Origin of the sequence: Streptomyces sp. NPDC048639, assembly GCF_043199075.1 — a bacterium.
In the GTDB taxonomy this organism is placed as follows: Bacteria; Actinomycetota; Actinomycetes; order Streptomycetales; family Streptomycetaceae; genus Streptomyces.
In genome coordinates this window covers 17,718-36,235 of the sequence record NZ_JBICVP010000012.1, presented here as the reverse complement: position 1 = coordinate 36,235, position 18,518 = coordinate 17,718, and the positions used below count along the sequence as shown (strand labels likewise).

Annotated in this window: 20 protein-coding genes; 18 read left to right on the top strand and 2 right to left on the bottom strand. The window is 70.9% G+C overall.

Translation table 11 applies throughout. The features are described 5' to 3' along the window. Window positions 1-42: 42 nt before the first annotated feature. Both ACGFNH_RS28510 and tuf read left to right on the top strand, forming a co-directional pair. A complete protein-coding gene (locus ACGFNH_RS28510) occupies window positions 43-267 on the top strand; it encodes a hypothetical protein (protein ID WP_393658544.1) in 225 nt (74 codons plus the stop codon). Between the two features lie 91 nt (window positions 268-358). Further along, the gene (tuf, locus tag ACGFNH_RS28505; RefSeq protein ID WP_393658542.1) at window positions 359-1,531 is read left to right on the top strand and encodes an elongation factor Tu; all 1,173 of its coding nucleotides are present in this window, start codon (window positions 359-361) and stop codon (window positions 1,529-1,531) included. Window positions 1,532-1,727: 196 nt separating this feature from the next. On the opposite strand, the gene ACGFNH_RS28500 is transcribed toward tuf, so the two are convergent. Further along, on the bottom strand, window positions 1,728-2,813 hold the full coding sequence (locus ACGFNH_RS28500) for a DUF5937 family protein (RefSeq protein WP_393658540.1): 1,086 nt from the start codon (window positions 2,811-2,813) through the stop codon (window positions 1,728-1,730). Window positions 2,814-2,913: 100 nt separating this feature from the next. Between ACGFNH_RS28500 and ACGFNH_RS28495 the strand changes: the two genes are divergently transcribed. The 3 genes from ACGFNH_RS28495 (at window position 2,914) to ACGFNH_RS28485 (ending at window position 7,453) form a co-directional block, all read left to right on the top strand. Then, complete coding sequence (locus ACGFNH_RS28495) at window positions 2,914-4,176, top strand: MFS transporter (RefSeq protein WP_393658538.1); 1,263 nt, start codon at window positions 2,914-2,916, stop codon at window positions 4,174-4,176. A 1,156-nt stretch (window positions 4,177-5,332) separates the two neighbouring features. After that, entirely contained in the window at window positions 5,333-6,175 is an 843-nt protein-coding gene (locus ACGFNH_RS28490; protein ID WP_393658536.1) for a patatin-like phospholipase family protein, read from the top strand. A gap of 420 nt (window positions 6,176-6,595) precedes the next feature. Beyond that, window positions 6,596-7,453 (top strand): spermidine synthase, encoded by an 858-nt coding sequence (locus ACGFNH_RS28485; protein WP_393658534.1) that lies wholly within the window; start codon window positions 6,596-6,598, stop codon window positions 7,451-7,453. Window positions 7,454-7,484: 31 nt separating this feature from the next. Here ACGFNH_RS28485 and ACGFNH_RS28480 read toward each other — a convergent pair whose 3' ends face one another. Beyond that, complete coding sequence (locus ACGFNH_RS28480) at window positions 7,485-8,789, bottom strand: MFS transporter (protein ID WP_393658533.1); 1,305 nt, start codon at window positions 8,787-8,789, stop codon at window positions 7,485-7,487. Window positions 8,790-9,030: 241 nt separating this feature from the next. On the opposite strand from ACGFNH_RS28480, the gene ACGFNH_RS28475 reads away from it, so the two are divergent. The 13 genes from ACGFNH_RS28475 (at window position 9,031) to ACGFNH_RS28415 (ending at window position 18,493) form a co-directional block, all read left to right on the top strand. Continuing rightward, window positions 9,031-9,483, top strand: a complete 453-nt coding sequence (locus tag ACGFNH_RS28475) for a DUF4442 domain-containing protein (protein WP_393658531.1) — start codon at window positions 9,031-9,033, stop codon at window positions 9,481-9,483. Between the two features lie 372 nt (window positions 9,484-9,855). Next, window positions 9,856-10,527, top strand: a complete 672-nt coding sequence (locus ACGFNH_RS28470) for a DedA family protein (protein ID WP_393658529.1) — start codon at window positions 9,856-9,858, stop codon at window positions 10,525-10,527. A gap of 153 nt (window positions 10,528-10,680) precedes the next feature. Continuing rightward, entirely contained in the window at window positions 10,681-11,331 is a 651-nt protein-coding gene (locus ACGFNH_RS28465) for a class I SAM-dependent DNA methyltransferase (protein WP_393658527.1), read from the top strand. Window positions 11,332-11,665: 334 nt separating this feature from the next. Then, window positions 11,666-12,211: a gamma carbonic anhydrase family protein gene (locus ACGFNH_RS28460; RefSeq protein WP_393658525.1), complete on the top strand. Its 546-nt coding sequence runs from the start codon at window positions 11,666-11,668 to the stop codon at window positions 12,209-12,211. A 90-nt stretch (window positions 12,212-12,301) separates the two neighbouring features. Continuing rightward, window positions 12,302-12,838 (top strand): hypothetical protein, encoded by a 537-nt coding sequence (locus tag ACGFNH_RS28455; protein ID WP_393658523.1) that lies wholly within the window; start codon window positions 12,302-12,304, stop codon window positions 12,836-12,838. Between the two features lie 130 nt (window positions 12,839-12,968). Continuing rightward, window positions 12,969-13,919, top strand: coding sequence for a YihY/virulence factor BrkB family protein (locus tag ACGFNH_RS28450; protein WP_393658521.1), 951 nt, complete (start codon window positions 12,969-12,971; stop codon window positions 13,917-13,919). 288 nt (window positions 13,920-14,207) lie between these two features. Further along, complete coding sequence (locus tag ACGFNH_RS28445) at window positions 14,208-14,378, top strand: hydrophobic protein (RefSeq protein WP_393658519.1); 171 nt, start codon at window positions 14,208-14,210, stop codon at window positions 14,376-14,378. 338 nt (window positions 14,379-14,716) lie between these two features. Beyond that, window positions 14,717-15,031: a gas vesicle protein gene (locus ACGFNH_RS28440; RefSeq protein ID WP_393658517.1), complete on the top strand. Its 315-nt coding sequence runs from the start codon at window positions 14,717-14,719 to the stop codon at window positions 15,029-15,031. Window positions 15,032-15,117: 86 nt separating this feature from the next. Next, window positions 15,118-15,573: a gas vesicle structural protein GvpA gene (locus ACGFNH_RS28435; RefSeq protein ID WP_393658515.1), complete on the top strand. Its 456-nt coding sequence runs from the start codon at window positions 15,118-15,120 to the stop codon at window positions 15,571-15,573. A gap of 3 nt (window positions 15,574-15,576) precedes the next feature. Continuing rightward, window positions 15,577-16,290: a GvpL/GvpF family gas vesicle protein gene (locus ACGFNH_RS28430; protein WP_393658513.1), complete on the top strand. Its 714-nt coding sequence runs from the start codon at window positions 15,577-15,579 to the stop codon at window positions 16,288-16,290. Window positions 16,291-16,305: 15 nt separating this feature from the next. After that, window positions 16,306-16,563 carry a gas vesicle protein GvpG gene (locus ACGFNH_RS28425; protein WP_393658511.1) on the top strand — a complete coding sequence of 86 codons (258 nt, stop codon included), beginning with the start codon at window positions 16,306-16,308 and terminating at the stop codon, window positions 16,561-16,563. Between the two features lie 54 nt (window positions 16,564-16,617). Further along, window positions 16,618-17,250 carry a hypothetical protein gene (locus ACGFNH_RS28420; RefSeq protein WP_393658509.1) on the top strand — a complete coding sequence of 211 codons (633 nt, stop codon included), beginning with the start codon at window positions 16,618-16,620 and terminating at the stop codon, window positions 17,248-17,250. Beyond that, on the top strand, window positions 17,243-18,493 hold the full coding sequence (locus ACGFNH_RS28415; protein ID WP_393658507.1) for an SRPBCC family protein: 1,251 nt from the start codon (window positions 17,243-17,245) through the stop codon (window positions 18,491-18,493). The genes ACGFNH_RS28420 and ACGFNH_RS28415 overlap by 8 nt, the downstream gene beginning before the upstream one ends. Window positions 18,494-18,518 lie beyond the last annotated feature (25 nt).

The window sequence follows — 18,518 nt, the reverse complement described above, 5'->3', positions numbered from 1 at the left end:
ATTCGTTGGACGCCGCGGAGCCCGGCGGCGATCATTGGCGGCATGTTCCGGCACGCCTTCCTCGCGCTCCCGTCCGCAGTCGCGGACGCGCCGAAGGCTGCCCTCGCCGTGACGGCGACCGCTTCCTCGGCCATCGCCTGCCTCGCATCCCGGGCCGCGGACGCCGCTGTGGCGGCCGTGGCCGCTGCCGCGGCAGCCGCCGCCTCCGCTGCCGCGGTGGCCATGGATGCCATCGTCACGGCGCCCCTCGGCGGCGCCCGAAGCTGACCCTTCCCGGAACGTCCGGCGGACCCCGCAGGGGGAGGGTCGGCCAGGTTCCCGGGGTCCCGCTCTCGCTGCTCACTTCCGAGGAAGAACCATGTCCAAGCAGGCATACGTGCGCACCAAGCCGCACCTGAACATCGGCACCATGGGCCACGTCGACCACGGGAAGACCACCCTGACCGCCGCGATCACCAAGGTCCTCAGCTCCCGGGGCTCCGGGACGTTCGTGCCGTTCGACCGCATCGACCGGGCGCCCGAGGAGGCGGCGCGCGGCATCACCATCAACATCGCCCACGTCGAGTACGAGACGGACACCCGGCACTACGCGCACGTCGACATGCCGGGCCACGCCGACTACATCAAGAACATGGTGACCGGCGCCGCCCAACTCGACGGTGCGATCCTCGTCGTCTCCGCGCTCGACGGCGTCATGCCGCAGACCGCCGAGCACGTCCTCCTGGCCCGGCAGGTCGGCGTCGAGCACATCGTCGTCGCCCTCAACAAGGCCGACGCGGGCGACCCCGAACTGACCGACCTGGTCGAGCTGGAAGTACGGGAGTTGCTGTCGGCGCACGGCTACGACGGGGAGCACGCGCCCGTCGTACGGGTCTCGGGGCTGCGGGCGCTGGAGGGCGACCCGCGCTGGACCGGTGCCGTGGAGGCGATGCTGGACGCTGTCGACACCTACGTGCCGACGCCGGAGCGCTACACCGACGCGCCGTTCCTGCTCCCGGTCGAGAACGTGCTCACCATCACCGGGCGCGGCACGGTCGTCACCGGGGCGGTCGAGCGCGGTCAGGTGCGCGTCGGCGACCGGGTCGAGGTGCTCGGCGCGGACATCGAGACCGTCGTCACCGGGCTGGAAACCTTCGGCAAGCCGATGGAGTCCGCGGAGGCCGGTGACAACGTCGCGCTGCTGCTGCGCGGTGTGCAACGCGACGCGGTACGGCGCGGGCACGTGGTGGCGGCGCCGGGGAGCGTCACGCCGCGGCGCCGTTTCACGGCGGAGGTGTACGTGCTGTCGGCGGCCGAGGGCGGCAGGACCACTCCGGTCGCGACGGGCTACCGGCCGCAGTTCTACATCCGCACGGCGGACGTCGTCGGCGACGTCGACCTCGGCGATGCCGCGGTCGTCAGGCCCGGGGACACCGCCACGATGACGGTGGAGCTCGGCCGCGAGGTGCCGCTCGAGCCCGGCCTCGGCTTCGCCATCCGCGAGGGAGGCCGCACGGTGGGTGCGGGCACGGTGCGCACGGTCGCGGACTGACGCGCCGCGGGCGCAAGCCCCCCGGTGAGGGTCCCCGGCGGCTCAACAGCCGCCGGGGACCCGGTGGTTCGTACGGCCACTGGGGACCCGGTGGTTCGTACGGCCACTGGGGACCCGGTGGTTCGTACGGTCGGGACGGCGAGGAGCTGGACCGGCTGCGGCGTGGTCCGGTACGGGTCCCCGGCCCTCGGATGATTCAGCGCAGTACGGCCGCCAGCAGGTCGGCGCCCAGCGCCGTCAGATCGGGCACATTGAGGGTGTGACGGACGTAACGACCATGCCGCCGGGCCGTGAGCAGGCCCGCGCGGCGCAGGACAGTGAGGTGGCGGGAAACCTCCGGGAGCGAGAGTTCCCAGGCGTGGGCCAGCTCACCGGTGGTGTGCGGGCCACGGGCCAGGGTGCGCAGCAGCCGCAGCCGTACCGGATGTGTGAGTGCCTCCAGCCGTAGTGTGACCGTTTCCAGCGACACCGGCTCTGATGGGCTCGGCTCGCCCACGGGGTACTGCACCACCGGCTGCCACCCCGGCGCGTGGACCGCCACCAGGTGCGGGCGGCTGAAGACACTGGGGATGAAGGTGACCCCGTCGCTGTGGGCGGCGGTCGCCTTGTCCTGCAGCTTGTCCACGAGGATGCAGTCGCCGTCCGGTGCCAGGGTGACTGCGCCGGAGACCGATGCGAGTGCCGCCCCGATGCCCTGGCGCTTCAGCAGGTCGTTCTTCAGGCGCAGGTCGGTGGCGAGCTGCACGGCGACGTCCGTCCAGGCTGCGTCGAAGAAGGCTTCGGCGCACTGTTCGAGGGTGTGGCGCACCCGCGCTCGCACAGCGGTCGGGTCCGCGAGCAGACGTTCCGCGAAGGCCTCTTGCCGCGCGCCGCGGGCCTGGGCGAGGTTCAGGGCCCGCTCGCGCGCAGTCGCGTCGGTGAGCGGCGACTGCGTGGCGACGTGGCCCCGGTTGCTGCCGCACGTGGTGACGAGCGCGGCGGTCGCATACGCTGCGTCGTCGATCCGGTCCACGTCGTCCAACTCCTCGGCGAGAGTCGGCCGAGGTCGGGCGGGGAGCAGGAAGTCGGCTTGTGAGGAACGCCAGAGGAACTCCGCCTCCCGCAACCGCTCGGCCAGCTCCGGCCGCAGCCCGGCCCAGACCTCCCCGGCCCAGCCGGCGAGCTGCGGATGATGCCCGGGTTCGGCCAGCACGTGCAGCATCGCGGTCAGCTCGGCCAGCGGGGAGGCGGCGAACCGCAGTTGCTCGGACGGCGGGCCGCTGATGTCGATCCTCAACGTCACCCCCTCATCATCACTGACCGGACGGCCGGCGACGGGCGTCGGTTGACGGTGTCCGTCAACCGACGCACCCGGTCCGGCGGTCGAACGCACCGTTGGCGCCATGGCAACCACCACCAAGAGCCGGCCCCGCGCACTCGTCCGTGCCTCCGGAGGCCCCCGCTACGCCGTGGCCCTGGCCGTGGACGCGCTCGGCACCGGCCTGCTTCGGCCCTTTCTGCTGCTCTACGGGGTGACGGTGCTGAGGCTGTCCGCGCCGGCCACCGGCATCGCCATGACGGTCGGCGTCGTCGTGGGTCTGGTGTGCATGCCCGCGGTGGGCCGATGGCTGGACCGGGGCGCACGCAGCACCGTCGTGGCAGCGTCGATGCTGGTGCGGGTGCTGGGTGTGGCGCTGCTGCTGGCCACCCCGCCGGGGCACGTCTGGCTGTTCGCGATGGCGGCCCTCTGCCTCGGCATCGGCAACCAGGCATGGCCGGCCGCGCACGCAGCTCTCGTGGCCACGGTCGCCCACGGCCGGGAACGCGACGCCGCCCTCGCGGGGGGCCGCGCCCTGCGCAACGCCGGCATGGGCGCGGGCGCGCTCCTTGCCACCGCATGCCTGGCGGGCGGCACCACCGCGTTGCAGGCGCTGGCAGCCGTCACCGGACTCGCCTGTCTCACTGCGGCGGCCTTGGCGTGGTCGATGCACCTGAGCGTGCATCCGGCCGCTACCCCGGCCAAGGACCTGGACGACGGGCCCGCACCCCGGATGCGCGCCCTCCTGGCCGCGAACGTGGTCTACGCCTTCTGCCTCAACGTCCCTGAGATCGCGCTCCCTTTGATCCTGGTGACACAGTTGCACGCATCCCCGGTGTGGTCGGCAGCCATCTTCGTCGCCAACACGGTGCTGGTGGTCACCCTGCAGATTCCGGTCACCGTCCTGATGTCCCGCTTCTCCCGGCGAACCGTGCTGGCTCTCGCCGGCGTGGTACTCACCGCGTCCTACCTCGGCTTCCTCGTGGCCACCTCACTGGGACACGGCTGGGGTGCTCCGGCTGTCGCCGCTGTGTCCGTGCTCTGCACGCTCGGCGAGATCCTCTACGCCGGCAGCGCCACCGCGCTCGTCACCGTCCTCGCCCCTGCCCATGTCCTGGGGCGCGTCCTCGCCCGCTTCGAGTTCTCCACGGGCCTCGGCCTCGCCGTCTCCCCGGTGGTCATCACCGCTCTCGCACCCCACGGCTCGGCCGCCCTCTGGGGCAGCTTCGCCGCTGCGACGCTCCTCTCCGCCACCGCCGTTGCCACCGAGAAGGATCGTTGCCACCGAGAAGGATCAAGGAACGCGGCTCAGCATGCTTGCTGCGGCCGGGCGCGAGTGAGTTCGTAAGCTCGGCGATCGCCTCCGGCGACCACCGACTGGCCGTGCACCGGAGAGCCGGGCCCACCGTTGCCTTCCCCGTGCCTCCTTCGGCAAGGCGATCGACTGCCTCCACCTCGAAACACATCGACAGCAAGGTTCTGCAGACAAGGGTCCACAGGAAAGGGTCAAACGGGAAGGATCTACGGGAAAGGGAGAAGGGTCAGGGGGAGCTCGGGAATTCCCTCCCGTGACTCGGCCATGCGCGCGGGCCTTTCGGAAAGCGTCCGCGGCCCGTTCACTTCTGCTCCGTGTCCGCAGGGCCGAAAGCCTGGGGGATCCGGTCCGCGCTCCACCGGCTGCATTCCGAAGCGCCTGCCGGGGGATGCCCGGACACTTCGCTCGAACCCGCCTGCCACCGCCGGCTGGAGCGGGCGGTGGCAGGCGGTGCGTACCGCGAACCGGGGCGGGCGACTACGGGGGATATCACCCGCCCAACGGTCAGCGGCCGTTCGTGGGCGAGGCACTCGCGTCGTGATCGCGCGCTTCTCGCCATACCGATGGCTGCCGGGGGAGTGCGGTCCGGAGCATGGACCCGGCGACGCGGGCACGTGGCCGCCACCTGCCGGACCCTTGGGAGTGCCCAGTTTCCGTCTCCGTTTTCGAAAGGTTGCGGTGTCCTCGTCGACCTGCCTTGTCTCAGTCTCTTCCTCGGCAATCACAAGTGGCCCGAGGAAAGCACCCGGCGGCCGCCCCCTCCACTCTCCGATGCATGCGGAAACGTAGAGGAAAAGAGCCTGGATGGTGTGGAATCGGAGTGTAGCCCGGGTTGTCCACGCCCAGCTTCTTCCGGCTTGTCATCGGGTTGCCGCTTTATTGCCGCCTGCCCTGGCGGCTCGTGGTGGCGTGCGGAGCCGCGCCGGAGGATGCCTGCCGCTGCGCGCTGCTCCGCGGGCGCCAGGGGTGTCAACTGCCGCGCCCGTACTGCTCGATGGCGGATGCGGATGCGGAGGTGGCGCGTGTCGATGGCGGATGTGGAGGTGGAGGCGGAGGCGGAGGCGGCGCGGCCTACCGGATTGCGGGCGCCGGTGCCATGCTGCGCGGGCGCAAGGGCAGGGCGGCAGGGCTCGGCGGGGTTTGCCGAGAAAGCAGGGTCGGAAGCGGCCGCGAGAGGGAGGTACGACACGTGGCGACGACGGCGCTGGTGCTCGGCGGTGGTGGCCTCACCGGAGTCGGCTGGGAGATCGGCATGCTCGCCGGACTCGCCGTGTCCGGAGTGGATCTGAGCACGGCGGACGCGGTGATCGGGACCTCCGCAGGCTCCATCGTCGGCGCCCAGCTGACCTCCGGCCGTCTCACGCTCGACGAGTTGTACGCGCGTCAACTCGCCGACCCCACGGGCGAGATCGCGGCCCGCATGGGGCCCACGACGATCGCCCGCTATGCCCTCAGCGTCCTTCGGTCGCGCGACACCGCGGCGTTCGGCGCCCGTATGGGCCGCCTCGCCCTGGCCGCGAAGACGCCGGCGGAGGCCGAGCGGCGAGCCGTCATCGAGCAGCGGCTCGTCTCGCACGACTGGCCCGATCGCTGCTTGGTGATCACGGCGGTGAACGCGGCCACGGGGGAGTTCGCGGCCTTCGACCGCTCCAGCGGCGTGGGGATGGTCGATGCGGTGGCCGCCAGTTGCGCCGTCCCCGGAGTGTGGCCGCCGGTCACCATCGACGGCAACCGCTGGATCGACGGAGGCGTGCGGTCCTCCGCCAACGTCGACCTCGCCGCGGAGCACGAACGTGTGGTGATCCTCGCGCCCATGGCTCAGGGCGGTGGCCCCATTCCGAGCGCCCGGGCCCAGGCGGCGAAGCTCACGGCCGCCGGGGCGCGCGTCGTGCTGCTCACCCCGGACCGCGCCGCCCGTGACGCCATCGGCCGCAACCCACTCGACCCCGCGCGCCGGGCACCCGCCGCTCGCGCGGGCCGCGCCCGAGCGGCCGGGCACGCGGAGGCCGTGGCGGCGGTGTGGACCGGCTGATCCGTACGGCCGCGACCTGACGGACGTCGAGGCCAAAGGGTGGAGAGGAAAGGGGAGTTCGAGAGCCGTGTGCGCACGCCGACCGGACAGGAGCCCCGAGGAGAGCGCCACCCCGATTCCCGCGTCGGAGTTCCGCCGCTGAACGACACGGGACTCGGCACGCATCCGGCCCGGGGTGTTCGCTCCCGGACCAGGACCGTCGGCACCGCCGCGTGCCCGGAACGTACGGCGTGCCCGAGGCCTACGCCTGCCCCGGGGCGTGCGACGTGCATGAGGCGCACGGCATGTCGGGAATGCGGGCAGACACGAGGCGTCCGGGCAGGTATGAGAGGTCCGGGCAGGCACGGCCCGTACGGCGGTCGAGGCCATCCCACCCGGCCCCCACCCCACCGCCCCACGCTCCCCGGTGACAATGGAGTCGTGGACGTGCCGATTCCCGTGACGCGGGCCGTGGACTCCGGGACCGCCAAGCTGATGCCCGATGTCGACCGGCCGCGGGCCTGGCTGCTCACGGTCGACGAAGCGCCCCAGTCGTACGTCGATCTGGACGACGCGTCGCATCTGGAGTTCGAGTACGTACGGCGCATCGCCCATGTGCTGGACACCGTGCTCGACAGCGCGCCCGACGCAGAACGCCCAGCCGACGTCGTCCACCTCGGCGGAGGCGCTCTCACCCTGCCCCGCTACGTGGCGGCCGCCCGCCCCGGCGCACGGCAGACGGTCATCGAGGCCGACCATGCCCTGCTCGAACTCGTCGCCGACGTCCTTCCGTTGCCGCCGGAGAGCGGGATCGAGCTCCGCGACGAGGACGCCCGGACGTGGCTGGAGAACGCCCGGCCGCATCAGGCGGACGTCCTCGTCGCCGATGTCTTCGGCGGCTCTCGCGTGCCCGCCCACCTCACCTCGGTCGAGTACGCCCGGCGCGCCGCCCGCGTCCTCCGCCCGGGCGGTGTCTACGTGGCGAACCTCGCCGATGCCGCCCCCTTCGCTTTCCTGGGATCCCAACTCGCCACCCTGGCCGAGGTGTTCGGGCATCTGGCCCTTATCGCCGAACCGGCCGTCCTGCGGGGTCGGCGCTTCGGCAACGCCGTACTGGTCGCCTCGGACGCCGAACTGCCGGTGCCGGAGCTTGCCCGCCGGACGGCCGCGGACGCCTTCCCCGCGCGCGTGGAGCACGGCCCCGCACTGGCCCGTCTCCGGGCGCGAGCCCGCCCGGTCCACGACGCCGACGCGGTCCCCTCACCGGAGCCGCCGGACGGCGCGTTCAGCATCGGCTGACGGCGCCGCCACACCATCTGCCCGTCCCACCTCAGCGGTCGGCCGGGGCCGCACACGGCTCCGTCGCTCCGGCCGGGCCGTCCTTCGCGCGGGCCGGCTCGGACCCGGTGTCCGGGCGCCGCCGCAGGTTCCGTACGTCAGGAACCGTCAGCACGGCCGCCGTGAGCAGGACCACCAGCACCGAGCATCCCCAGAGCGCGGCCGTACGACCGAACGCGTCCGCCGCGGGGCCCGCCAGAGCCGTCGCGACCGGGACCATGGCGACCGAGCCGAACCAGTCGTACGAGGAGACCCGCGACAGCTTGTCCTCGGGGATCTCCTGGTGCAGGGCCATCATCCAGGTCACCGCGAACACCTCGACCGCGACACCGGCGACGAGCATCACGCCCGTCAGCGCGGGGGCGGGAAGCGGTACGGCGAGTGCGGCCGACGGCAGGGCGAGCGGGAAGACGCCCAGGGTGCCGGCGAGCAGGATGCGATCCGGCTTCCAGCGGGTCATCAGCAGCGCCCCGCAGACCGTGCCCGCGCCGAACGCCGCGAGCGCCAGGCCCCACGGACCGGCGCCGCCCAGGTGGTCGCGGGCGACCAGCGGGCCGTAGACCGCTTCTGCGGCGGCGATCACCGCATTGATCACCGCGAACTGGCCCACGATGCTCCACAGCCAGGGCCGCCCTATGACTTCCCGCCAGCCGTCCCGGAGGTCGTGCAGCAGCCCGCCGCCCTGCTGCCGTTCAGGGATGTGGCTGACGTCGAGAAAGGCGCGCAGTCCGCCCGCGAGGGCGAAGGCGACCGCGTCGATGGCCAGCACCCAGCCCGGTCCGACGGTGGCGACGAGCGCTCCGCCGAGCGCCGCTCCGCCGATGTTGGAGCCGTTCATGCCCATCCGGAAGAAGGCGAAGGCCCGGCCCGCCTGTTCGCCGGAGACGCTGGAGAGCACCATGCCCTCCGCCGCCGGCGCGAAGAACGCCTGCCCGGTGCCGCCGAGCGCCGACAGCAGTGCCATCTGCCACAGCTGAGGGTCGCCGGAGAGAACGAGTACGGCGAACGCGCCCTGCGAGACACAGGTGGCCGCGTTGGCGGTGACCATGACACGGTGCCGCGGCAGCCGGTCCGCGACCGCGCCGCCGACCAGCAGGAAGGCGACCAGGGGAACCGTACGGGCGGCGGCCACGAGCCCGACGTCGGTGCCGTCGCCCCCGCTCTGCAGCACCGCGAATGCCGCCGCGATCATGGCCCCGGAGTGCCCGATGCCGGTGATCACGGCGGCGGCCGTCAGCAGGGTGTAGTTCCGTCCGGCCCAGGCGGGGCGTCGGGACGGGGGAGTGGGTGAGCTCACGGCAGGACTGTTGCTCGCGCGCGGCCCCGATGGCAACTCGGTTTCGTGTCCGCCTGCTTCGGGCGGAGCGGGTGCGGGAGGGCGCCATGCGGAGCAGCCGGGTGACCCCCATGCCATGGGACCGGATGAGCCCCATGCCATGGGACCGGATGAGCCCCATGGCCCGTAACAAGAGGAAGGCCGCGAATCCCCTGCCGTGGCCCCCTCCACAGCTTTGCTACTCGCTGGTAACGTTGCCCGCATGTCCGAGACCCTGCCGTCGATCGGCGAGATGCTCACGGCCACCGTTCCGATGGCCCGCACCCTGAACCTCGAGTTCCTCGAGACCACGGCGGAGCGTGCCGTTCTGCGGCTGCCCGACCAGACCGATTTCCACAACCACGTCGGCGGACCCCACGCCGGCGCGATGTTCACGCTTGCCGAGTCGGCCAGCGGCGCCATCGTGCTCGCCGCCTTCGGCGAACAGCTCACGCGGGCCGTGCCCCTCGCCGTACGGGCCGAGATCGGGTACAAGAAGCTGGCCATGGGGCCGGTCACCGCCACTGCCACCCTCGGCCGGCCGGTCGCCGATGTCGTCGCCGAGCTCGACGCGGGCCGGCGCCCCGAGTTTCCGGTGGGCATCGAGATCACGCGCGAGGACGGCGCCGTGACCGGCGAGATGACCGTGGTGTGGACCCTGCGCCCCAACGCGTGACCTGTTTCCCCGGGTGATCCGCTCGGGCATGTGGTCCTCAGGCGTGTGATCCGAAGCACGTCCCACATCCTGTCGCGCCCCTCGTCCCGGTATGTCGGCGGTCCCCGGCGCGTCCGTCGTCCGGGGCCGGCCGGGGCGCCGGATCGGTACAACCCGCATGATCGCCGCCCTCATCGCCTGTTCACCCCGGCAGGTCCGGTGAACAGCGACCACCCGGCGGGAGGGTTGCCTCCCCGCCTGACATGTCGACCGATCCCTGCGCGGGCCGGCGTACGGCTCACGCGGGAGTCTCCCGTCATCAAGTAGGCTGCCCGGCGACCGTCCGTGCGCTGCTCGCCGGGCAGCTGTTCGAGGCAACGGGGAGGATCCGGCTTGCACGTCCAGGAATGGCTCGAGACCGTGCCGGCACTGAGCATCTACGTGCTCGTCGGCGTCGTCATCGGCCTCGAAAGCCTCGGCATCCCCCTGCCCGGCGAGATCATCCTCGTCAGCTCCGCGCTGCTCGCCTCCCAGCACGGTGAGATCGACCCCGTGATCCTGGGCGCCTGCGCCACCACGGGCGCGATCGTCGGCGACTCCATCGGCTACGCGATCGGCCGCAAGGGCGGCAAGCCCCTGCTGACGTGGCTCGGCGGGAAGTTCCCCAAGCACTTCGGCCCGCATCACATCGCCTCCGCCGAGCGGTCCTTCGAGCGGTGGGGCATGTGGGCGGTCTTCTTCGGCCGCTTCGTCGCCCTGTTGCGGATCTTCGCCGGACCGCTCGCGGGCGTGCTGCGCATGCCGTACTGGAAGTTCCTCATCGCCAATGTGCTCGGCGGCATCGTCTGGGCGGGCGGTACGACCGCGGTGATCTACTCCGTCGGCGTGGTCGCCGAGGCGTGGCTGAAGCGGTTCTCCTGGGTCGGGTTCGGCGTGGCGCTGCTCTTCGGTGTCGGCTCCTTCCTGGTCATGAAGAACCGGGCGAAGAAGGCGGCGGCGCAGTTCGAGCGCGAGGGGATCGAGGGCGATGTCTCCGGCAAGGAGCCCGCCCGCGCCGCGGACTGAGGCCGGCCGCCCACCCCTTCCGGCCTCGCGCCGGGCGGGCCCACTCCGGCCGGTGCGGGCCGCCACCCCCCCGGCCAGGACATGTCCGATGGGTCGGTCGTCAGCGCGACGGGGGACGGTCTAGTGTCCCCGCCTGTGACTGAACCGTCGTCTGTGACCGAACCGTCCTCACACCTCCGTGCGACTGCGGATGCCTACGATGCCATGGCCGTCCGTTATGCCGGATTGGCCCGCAATGACCTTGAGGCTCGTTCGCTGGATCATGCGGTGCTTGCCACATTCGCCGAGCTTGCGCGGACCACTGATGCCGGTCCCGTCGTCGAGCTGGGATGCGGCCCTGGACGTGTGACAGCGCACCTCCGAAACCTCGGTCTGGAAGTCTTCGGCATCGACCTGTCGCCGGTGATGATCGATCTTGCCCGCGAGGCGTACCCGGACCTGCGGTTCGAGGTCGGTTCCATGGACGCCCTGGACCTGGCCGACGGCGAGCTGAGCGGCATCGTGTCCTGGTACTCGGTCATTCATGCCCCACCGCAGGACATGCCCACGTACTTCGCCGAGTTCGGGCGGATCCTCGCGCCTGACGGCCACCTCTTGCTCGCCTTCTTCGAGTCGGAGGGGGAGCCGGCCACGGCGTTCGACCACAAAGTGGCGACGGCCTACCGGTGGCCGATCGACGACCTCGCGGGGCTGGCCGGCGAAGCCGGGTTCGCCGAAGTCGGCCGGATGCTGCGTGAGCCGTACGAGGAGGAACGGTACCGCCGGGGCCATCTGCTGATGCGCAAGGGCAGCCGCCCCAGGTGATCGCCCGCCCGTGAAGGATGCCGCCAGGAGAATGCCGTTGATGACCGTACGGCGGTTCTTCCCACGCCCGCCGCGCCCGCCGCGGCCCACGTTCCTCGGTTGTTGCGGGCCCAGCCGTGCCACTCCGCAGCCGACAGATCTCCCTGCTCCCCATGGAGCAGGGAGAGTCACCGTCGGACGATCGGGCGAACCATCGGGCAGCAGGTCCGCCGCCCGACTCCTGCCGGGCCGCGCGGCCTGTGCTGTGATCTTCGTCTACCCGCGCTCCGGGCCGCCCTTCGCCGGTCTACCGTGCCCCCTGACGAGACAGAGTGGAACGAGGCGAGGACGGGCGATGACGCACGAGGCACTGATCGCGGGCATGGGCGGCAAGGAACCGAAGATCGACCCGTCGGCGTACGTCGCGCCCACGTCCGTCGTCATCGGTGACGTGACCATGGGAGCCGGGGCCAGCGTCTGGTACCACGCAGTCCTGCGCGCGGACGGCGACACCATCACCCTCGGTGCCGACAGCAACATTCAGGACAACTGCACGGTGCATGTCGACCCCGGTTTCCCGGCCACCATCGGTGCGCGCGTCTCCGTCGGGCACAACGCCGTCCTGCACGGCTGCACCGTCGAGGACGACGTGCTCATCGGCATGGGGGCGACGGTGCTCAACGGGGCCGTCATCGGAGCGGGTTCGCTGGTTGCCGCCCAGGCGCTCGTACCCCAGGGCATGCACGTGCCGCCGGGCTCGCTCGTCGCCGGAGTGCCCGCCAAGGTGAAGCGCCAACTCACCGACGAGGAGCGCGAGGGCGTCACGTTCAACGCGACCGCGTACGTGGACCTGGCCGCGGCACACCGTGACGCCATCGGCGGGGACACGACGGCGGGTTGAGGCCGCGGGAGGGCGGTGGCGCGCTCACTCCGTTCCCCGGTGCCGGAACCGTCCGTGTTTGTTGCCGACCCGAGCGGCAAGGCGGACACCATGACTGAGAAGAAGACGACAGCGAACGGCACTGCCCGCAAGACCTCGGCGACCGCCGGGTCCCGCAAGACCTCGACGAGCGCCGCGGCCCGGAAGTCGACCGCGAAGGCGTCGACCGCGAAGGCGAAGGCTGCCGCGGACAAGGCGCGCGACACCGCCGAGGACACGGCCAAGGATGCCAAGGCGGGGACGGAGAGCACGTCCCGGAAGGCCGTCACGCGGGCGGGTGAGGCCAAGACCCAGGCGGCGCGCAAGACCTCGGCGGCCGTGAGCGCCGCCGGAACCACGGTCAGGCGCACCGCGGTCACCGCGAGCACCAAGGCCACCGCCGCCGGCCACACGCTGGCATCGGCGCCCAAGAAGGCCGGGGCGACGGCCGGTACGGCCTGGAAACTGATCAGGGCCCGCAAGGCCATCGCCGCCGCCGGGGGCGCCGGCGTCGCACTCGTCGGCGCCACCTCGGTCCTCGTACGGCAGCGGGCCAAGCGCCGTCGCAGCACGCTCGCGCGACTGACCGGCGGGCGTCTGGGGTCCTGAACCGACCCTGCGCGCTGGTTGTGAACCGACCCGCGCCCGGGTCCTGAACCGACCCGCGCCTCGGTTGTGAACCAACCCGCGAACGCAGTTCGCTTCGAGACAGCACGGCATGGTCCGTAAGGGAGCCCACATGCGGACCTCGAACGCCGGCCCGGGGGCGGCCGCGGGACCGGAGTCCGGCGGAGACAAATCCGACGTGACACCGACGTCCCCGGCCGCCGCCCCTGCCAACGGCCGATCCGGCCTTCCCGCTGCGGCGGACTGCCTGACAGCACTGCGCCGGACCCCGGCGTCCGTCTGGCACGACGACGTGACCGACTGGGCCGCCGCTCTCACCTATTACGCGATGCTGGCGATCTTTCCGGCACTGCTCGTCACGGTGTCCCTGATCGGTGCCGCGGACGCGAAGGCGGTCCACGGCCTCATCGACCAAGTCGGGGCCGTCGTCCCCGCCGTATCGCGGGACGTCATCGAACAGACCCTGGAAGGGATGGCGGACCGCGGTTCCGCCCTCTGGCTGCTGATCACCTTCGGCGCGATCGGCGCCCTCTGGTCCGCCTGCAGCTATCTCGCCGTCTTCCGGCGCGCCCTGCACTCCATGCACGGGGTCGAGGACCGGCGTCCGGTGTGGAAGACCGCACCACGCGTCGTGATCACCGCGGTCGTCCTGCTGGCGCTGCTCATCTCCAGCGCGATGGTGCTGATGCTGACGGACGAGGTTGTCGGTGTGCTCGGCCGGTCCGCCGGCGTGGAAGGCGCCGGAGGTGCGGCATGGAATGTAGTGAAATGGCCGCTTTTGGTGGGGTTGGCGGCAGTTCTGGTCCTGGTGCTGTTCCGCACGGGGCCGGCCGAGACGCGCGGCGTACGACGGCGCGCCGTGGGCGGCGCACTCGCCGTCGTGCTGTGGCTCGTCTGCTCGGCGGGATTCGCCCTCTACGCCACGCACGTCGACACCTACAGCCGCCTCTACGGAGCTCTCGCGGGGATGGTCGTGTTCCTGGTGTGGCTCTGGGTGTCCCATCTGGCGCTCCTGACCGGCGCTCAGTTCAACGCCGAGCTGGCGAAGCTCAGCCGGCGCTGACCGCCGTTTGCCCGACTCGCGATGCCGGGCCGCGCCTGTTCTCTGTCCGCCCGGGACCTCTGACGTGACCTGGGGCCCTTGCCTGCCCGGGACTTCGGACCGAGCCGGTGAGCGGTCTCGGTGAGGAGCGTCACAGATGTGACGCAGGTCACCATCAATCACGCCGCCGTGGCTGAGCGTTGGTATTCCGCACCCGGATCATGCCCGCATTACCCGGAGGAACAATTTCTTGATCGTATGCATGGGTAACTCATCGCAGGGCACTCGGAGTGCCGGAGGTTGATACACATGGTCCCGCTTCTTCTCGTTCTTCTACTGGCCCTGCTCCTCTTCGGGGCAGGATTCGCGCTCAAGGCCCTGTGGTGGATTGCGGTCATCGTGCTTGTGGTATGGCTGCTCGGATTTGTGGTCCGGCCCACTGCGGCCGGTGGTCGCAGGGGCCGTTGGTACCGCTGGTAGAACTGCGTATCGTCATCGGCCGGGGCTGGTGCTCGGAGAGCGATATTTCCGTGCGCCAGCCCTGGCGCATTGATTTCTGGTGAAACCCATGACACGGACGAGCGCACTCGGAAGGCCATTCCCGGTGTATGTTCCGCGCATTCCCGGTTCAAGGCCGGCGCCGCCAACGCCCTTGGCACGCCGGATGGTTGAGCCTACGCCGGTCCGCGCGCAGCGACTGTGACCTTGCGTTCCGAGGATTATGGACTCGAACGCATACGCGCAGCGGTGGCGGGCAGGCGGACTCCAACAGAGAAGACCGCAAGGCCGTATTCCGGCCGACGTGAAGGAAGGTCCTTATGCCTACCGCCGAGCGGAAGAGCAGCGAAAGAAAAGAGGGTGAACGTGCCTCGGCTGCTGTCGCGATGCGGAAAGCCGCGCAACAGCTCTCCGAGCTCCTCGGGATGGTGCCCGACTCGATATCGGCCCTGAAGCCCAACGACGACGGCTGGGCCGTGGACGTCGAGGTCGTGGAAATCGAGCGCATCCCCGAAACCACGAGTGTCATGGCCACCTACCATGTTCTGCTCGACCCCGGCGGCGAGCTTCTGGGATACGAGCGCGTACGACGGTACGCGCGGGGCCAACTCGACCGCGAGAGCCGACGCGGCTAGGCAGACAGACCGCGACAAGACAGACATCCACCACACGGACAACCCGTTCAGTGCGGCAGGACAAGCCCACAACGAAAGGAAGAACCGTGACCGTCATGCAGCAATCCCGCTCCACCCCGGCGACGACCGGCAGCGGCGGCGGCACATCGGGCCTCTACGACGTCCTGGAACTCATCCTGGACCGAGGCCTCGTCATCGACGCGTTCGTCCGGGTCTCCCTCGTCGGCATCGAGATCCTCAAGATCGATGTACGGGTGGTCGTCGCCAGCGTCGACACCTACCTCCGCTTCGCCGAGGCGTGCAACCGACTCGACCTCGAATCCGGACGCAAGGCCCCGAGCCAGCTCACCGACCTGACCGGCCAGCTCACCGAGAGCGGCGCCAAGGGCAAGTCGAAAGGAGCACTGACCGGTGCCGTCGAGGCGATCACCGATTCGCTCCAGGGCGGCAAGGACTCCGAGGAAGAGGAGCGCCCGGCGCGCCGCACCACCAAGTCCTCCAGCAGCCGCCGCACCCCCCGTCGCAAGGAAGAGGACGCATAAGCCATGGCCGTCTACATCTACGCGATCACCGCGGCCGACCACCCGCTGCGCCTCGACGGACTCAACGGCGTGGGCGAGTCGGGAGGCGAGGTCAGGACGCTGGGCTCCGGCTCGCACCGGGCCGTGGTGAGCGAAGCGCCCGAGGAGCTGCGGGCCAAGCGGCGTGACCTGGTCGCCCACCAGGCGGTCCAGGAACGCCTGCTCGAAGACGGTGCCGTCCTCCCCATGCGCTTCGGCCTCGTGGCCCCCGACGAGGAGGCCGTGGCCGAGGCGCTGGAGGAGAACGCCGCCGGCTACGCCGAACGTCTCCAGCAGCTCGACGGCTGCGTCGAGTACAACCTGAAGGTCGCCCGTGACGAGGACGAACTGCTGCGCGAGATCGTCGGTGAGTCCGAGGAGATCCAGGCGCTCAACGAGCGCACCCGGCAGCACCCGGACGCGCACGACGACAAGGTCGCCCTCGGCGAGCTGATCTCGCAGGAGGTCGAGCGGCGCAACGACAGCGCCGCACTGGAGGTCGTGGACGCGGCGGCGCCGGCCGCCGTCACCTACACCGCCGGTGAGCCGACCCGCGAACACTTCCTCAATGTGTCCTTCCTGGTGCAGCGCAAGCGCGCCGGTGAGTTCTCCCAGGCAGTGGCCGACGAGGCCCAGCGCCGGGGTTCCGCCTACGACCTCACGCTGCACGGGCCGCTGCCTCCGTACAGCTTCGTCTGACCGGAGGCCGGGGCCATGGGACTCATCACGCAGATCCTGACTTTCCCGTTCGCGCCCGTACGCGGCGCCGGATGGGTGATGGACCAGGTGATCCTCGCGGCGGAGCGCGAGTACTACGATCCGGCCCCTGTGCAGCGGGAACTGCGGGAACTGGTGCAGGAGCTGGCGGAAGGCCGCATCGACGAAGCCGAATTCGACCGGCGTGAGGACGAGTTGCTCGACCACCTGGAGTGGCTCGAGGCACGAAGTCGAGAGCTGGACGCCCGTTCCTGACCACTCCGGCCACCACCCCCCCGAACCAGGGCCGGAGAAGGAGAGATGAGAAACATGATGACCAACGGAAAGATAGCCGTTGCGCTCGTGGGGGGTTACCTCCTCGGGCGTACGAAGAAAGCGAAACTCGCCATCGGCCTGGGCATGTTCCTGGCCGGGAAGAAGCTCAGCCTGGATCCGCAGCAGCTCGGCAAGCTGCTCGCCAACTCACCCGCGCTCAGCGGTCTGAGCAGCCAGGCGCGGCAGCAACTTCTCGACGCCACGAAGTCGGCCGCCACCACGGCGCTGACCAGCCGCGCGAACAGCCTGGCCGAGTCGCTGCACCAGCGGACGCTGAGTCTGCGCGACGTCGGCGGCGGGAACGCGGCGGACGACGACGCGGCGGACGACGACTCTGCGTACGACGACGATGACGCCGAGCACGAGGACGCCGGGCACGAGGACGACCGCGGCGCCGCGCGCAAGAAGACGCGGCGCGCCGAACACGACGAAGAGCCGCGCCGAGAGCGGGAGTCCACGCCGCGCCGCAAGGCGGCGGCAGCCCCCCGGCCCCGTAAGAGCACCGCAACCTCCACCGCGGGAAAGACCGCCTCCGGCGGAACCCGCAAGGCGGCGAGCGGTGCCCGCAAGACCGCCTCGGGCACAGCCAAGAAGGCGGCCAAGTCCCGTGGGAGCCGCAATGAGTGACACCCTCGGCAAGATGCGGGACGAAATCGTGAAGAGCCCCGCGACCGACCGGCTCAAGGAAGAGCTGCGCGGCTATCTGCAGGCCCGCGCCGAGCACGCGGTCGCCGGACTCGGCCACAAACTCGGCGACACCATCCGGAAGGCCGGTGACCCCACCCAGGGGCCGGGCTCCCTCGTAGGCGGCCTCGCCAAGGGCGGGCAGGCCCTCGCGGAGGGCAAGTCTCCGGCCCAGGCGGCGCTGAAGGTCGGCACCTCCCATGTGAAGGACGCCCTGAAGGAGAAGGTCAAGGGGCTGTTCGGCAAGGGCCGCGGCAAGAGCGGCGGAGGCAAGTCCAAGAGCGTCGTCATCGTCGAGGACATCGACGTCGGCGTGCCGGTGCGCGAGGCGTACGACCAGTGGACCCAGTTCCAGGAGTTCTCCACCTTCGCCAAGGGAGTCGTCAGCGTCGAGGCGTCCGACGACACCACCAGCAACTGGAAGGTGAAGGTCGCCAAGTCGACGCGGAGTTGGCAGGCGAACGTCACCGAGCAGGTCCCCGACGAGAAGATCGTGTGGACCACCGAGGGGGCCAAGGGCACCGTCAAGGGGGTCGTCACCTTCCATCCCCTCGGGGACTCCCTCACCCGCGTGCTGCTCGTGCTGGAGTACTTCCCCAAGGGACTCTTCGAGAAGACCGGCAACATCTGGCGCGCCCAGGGGCGGCGGGCCCGGCTGGACCTCAAGCTCTACCGCAAGTTCATCATGATGCGCGGCGAGGCCACCGACGGCTGGCGCGGCGAGATCCGCGACGGCGAGGTCGTCGTCGACCACGAGACAGCGGTCGAGGACGAGGAGCGCGCCGAGGAGACCGAGGACGAGCCGGACGGGCAGGCGGACGACGAACACACCCAAGAGGACGAGGACGGCGAGGAGTTCACCGAGGACGACGACCTCGACGAGGACTCGCCGGAAGGTTCCCACGAGGACGACGAGCCGGAGGACGACGAACCCTCCGACGACGAGCGGGTCGAGCAGGACGCGTACGAGGAGCCGTACGAGGACGAGGCGGACGAGGCGGACGAGGCGGACGATGCCGATGCCGACGCCGACGCCGATGACGAGGAGTTCGAGGACGAACCGGAATCCGAGGACGCGTACGAGGACGACGCGCACGAGGAGGCCGAGGCGGACGAGGACGAAGAACCCGAGGCCGACCCCGAGCCGCCGCGCCGCCGCCGCCGTACCGCCGCGGCCCGCCGATGAACCCGAGCACGAAAGGAGGCTGACC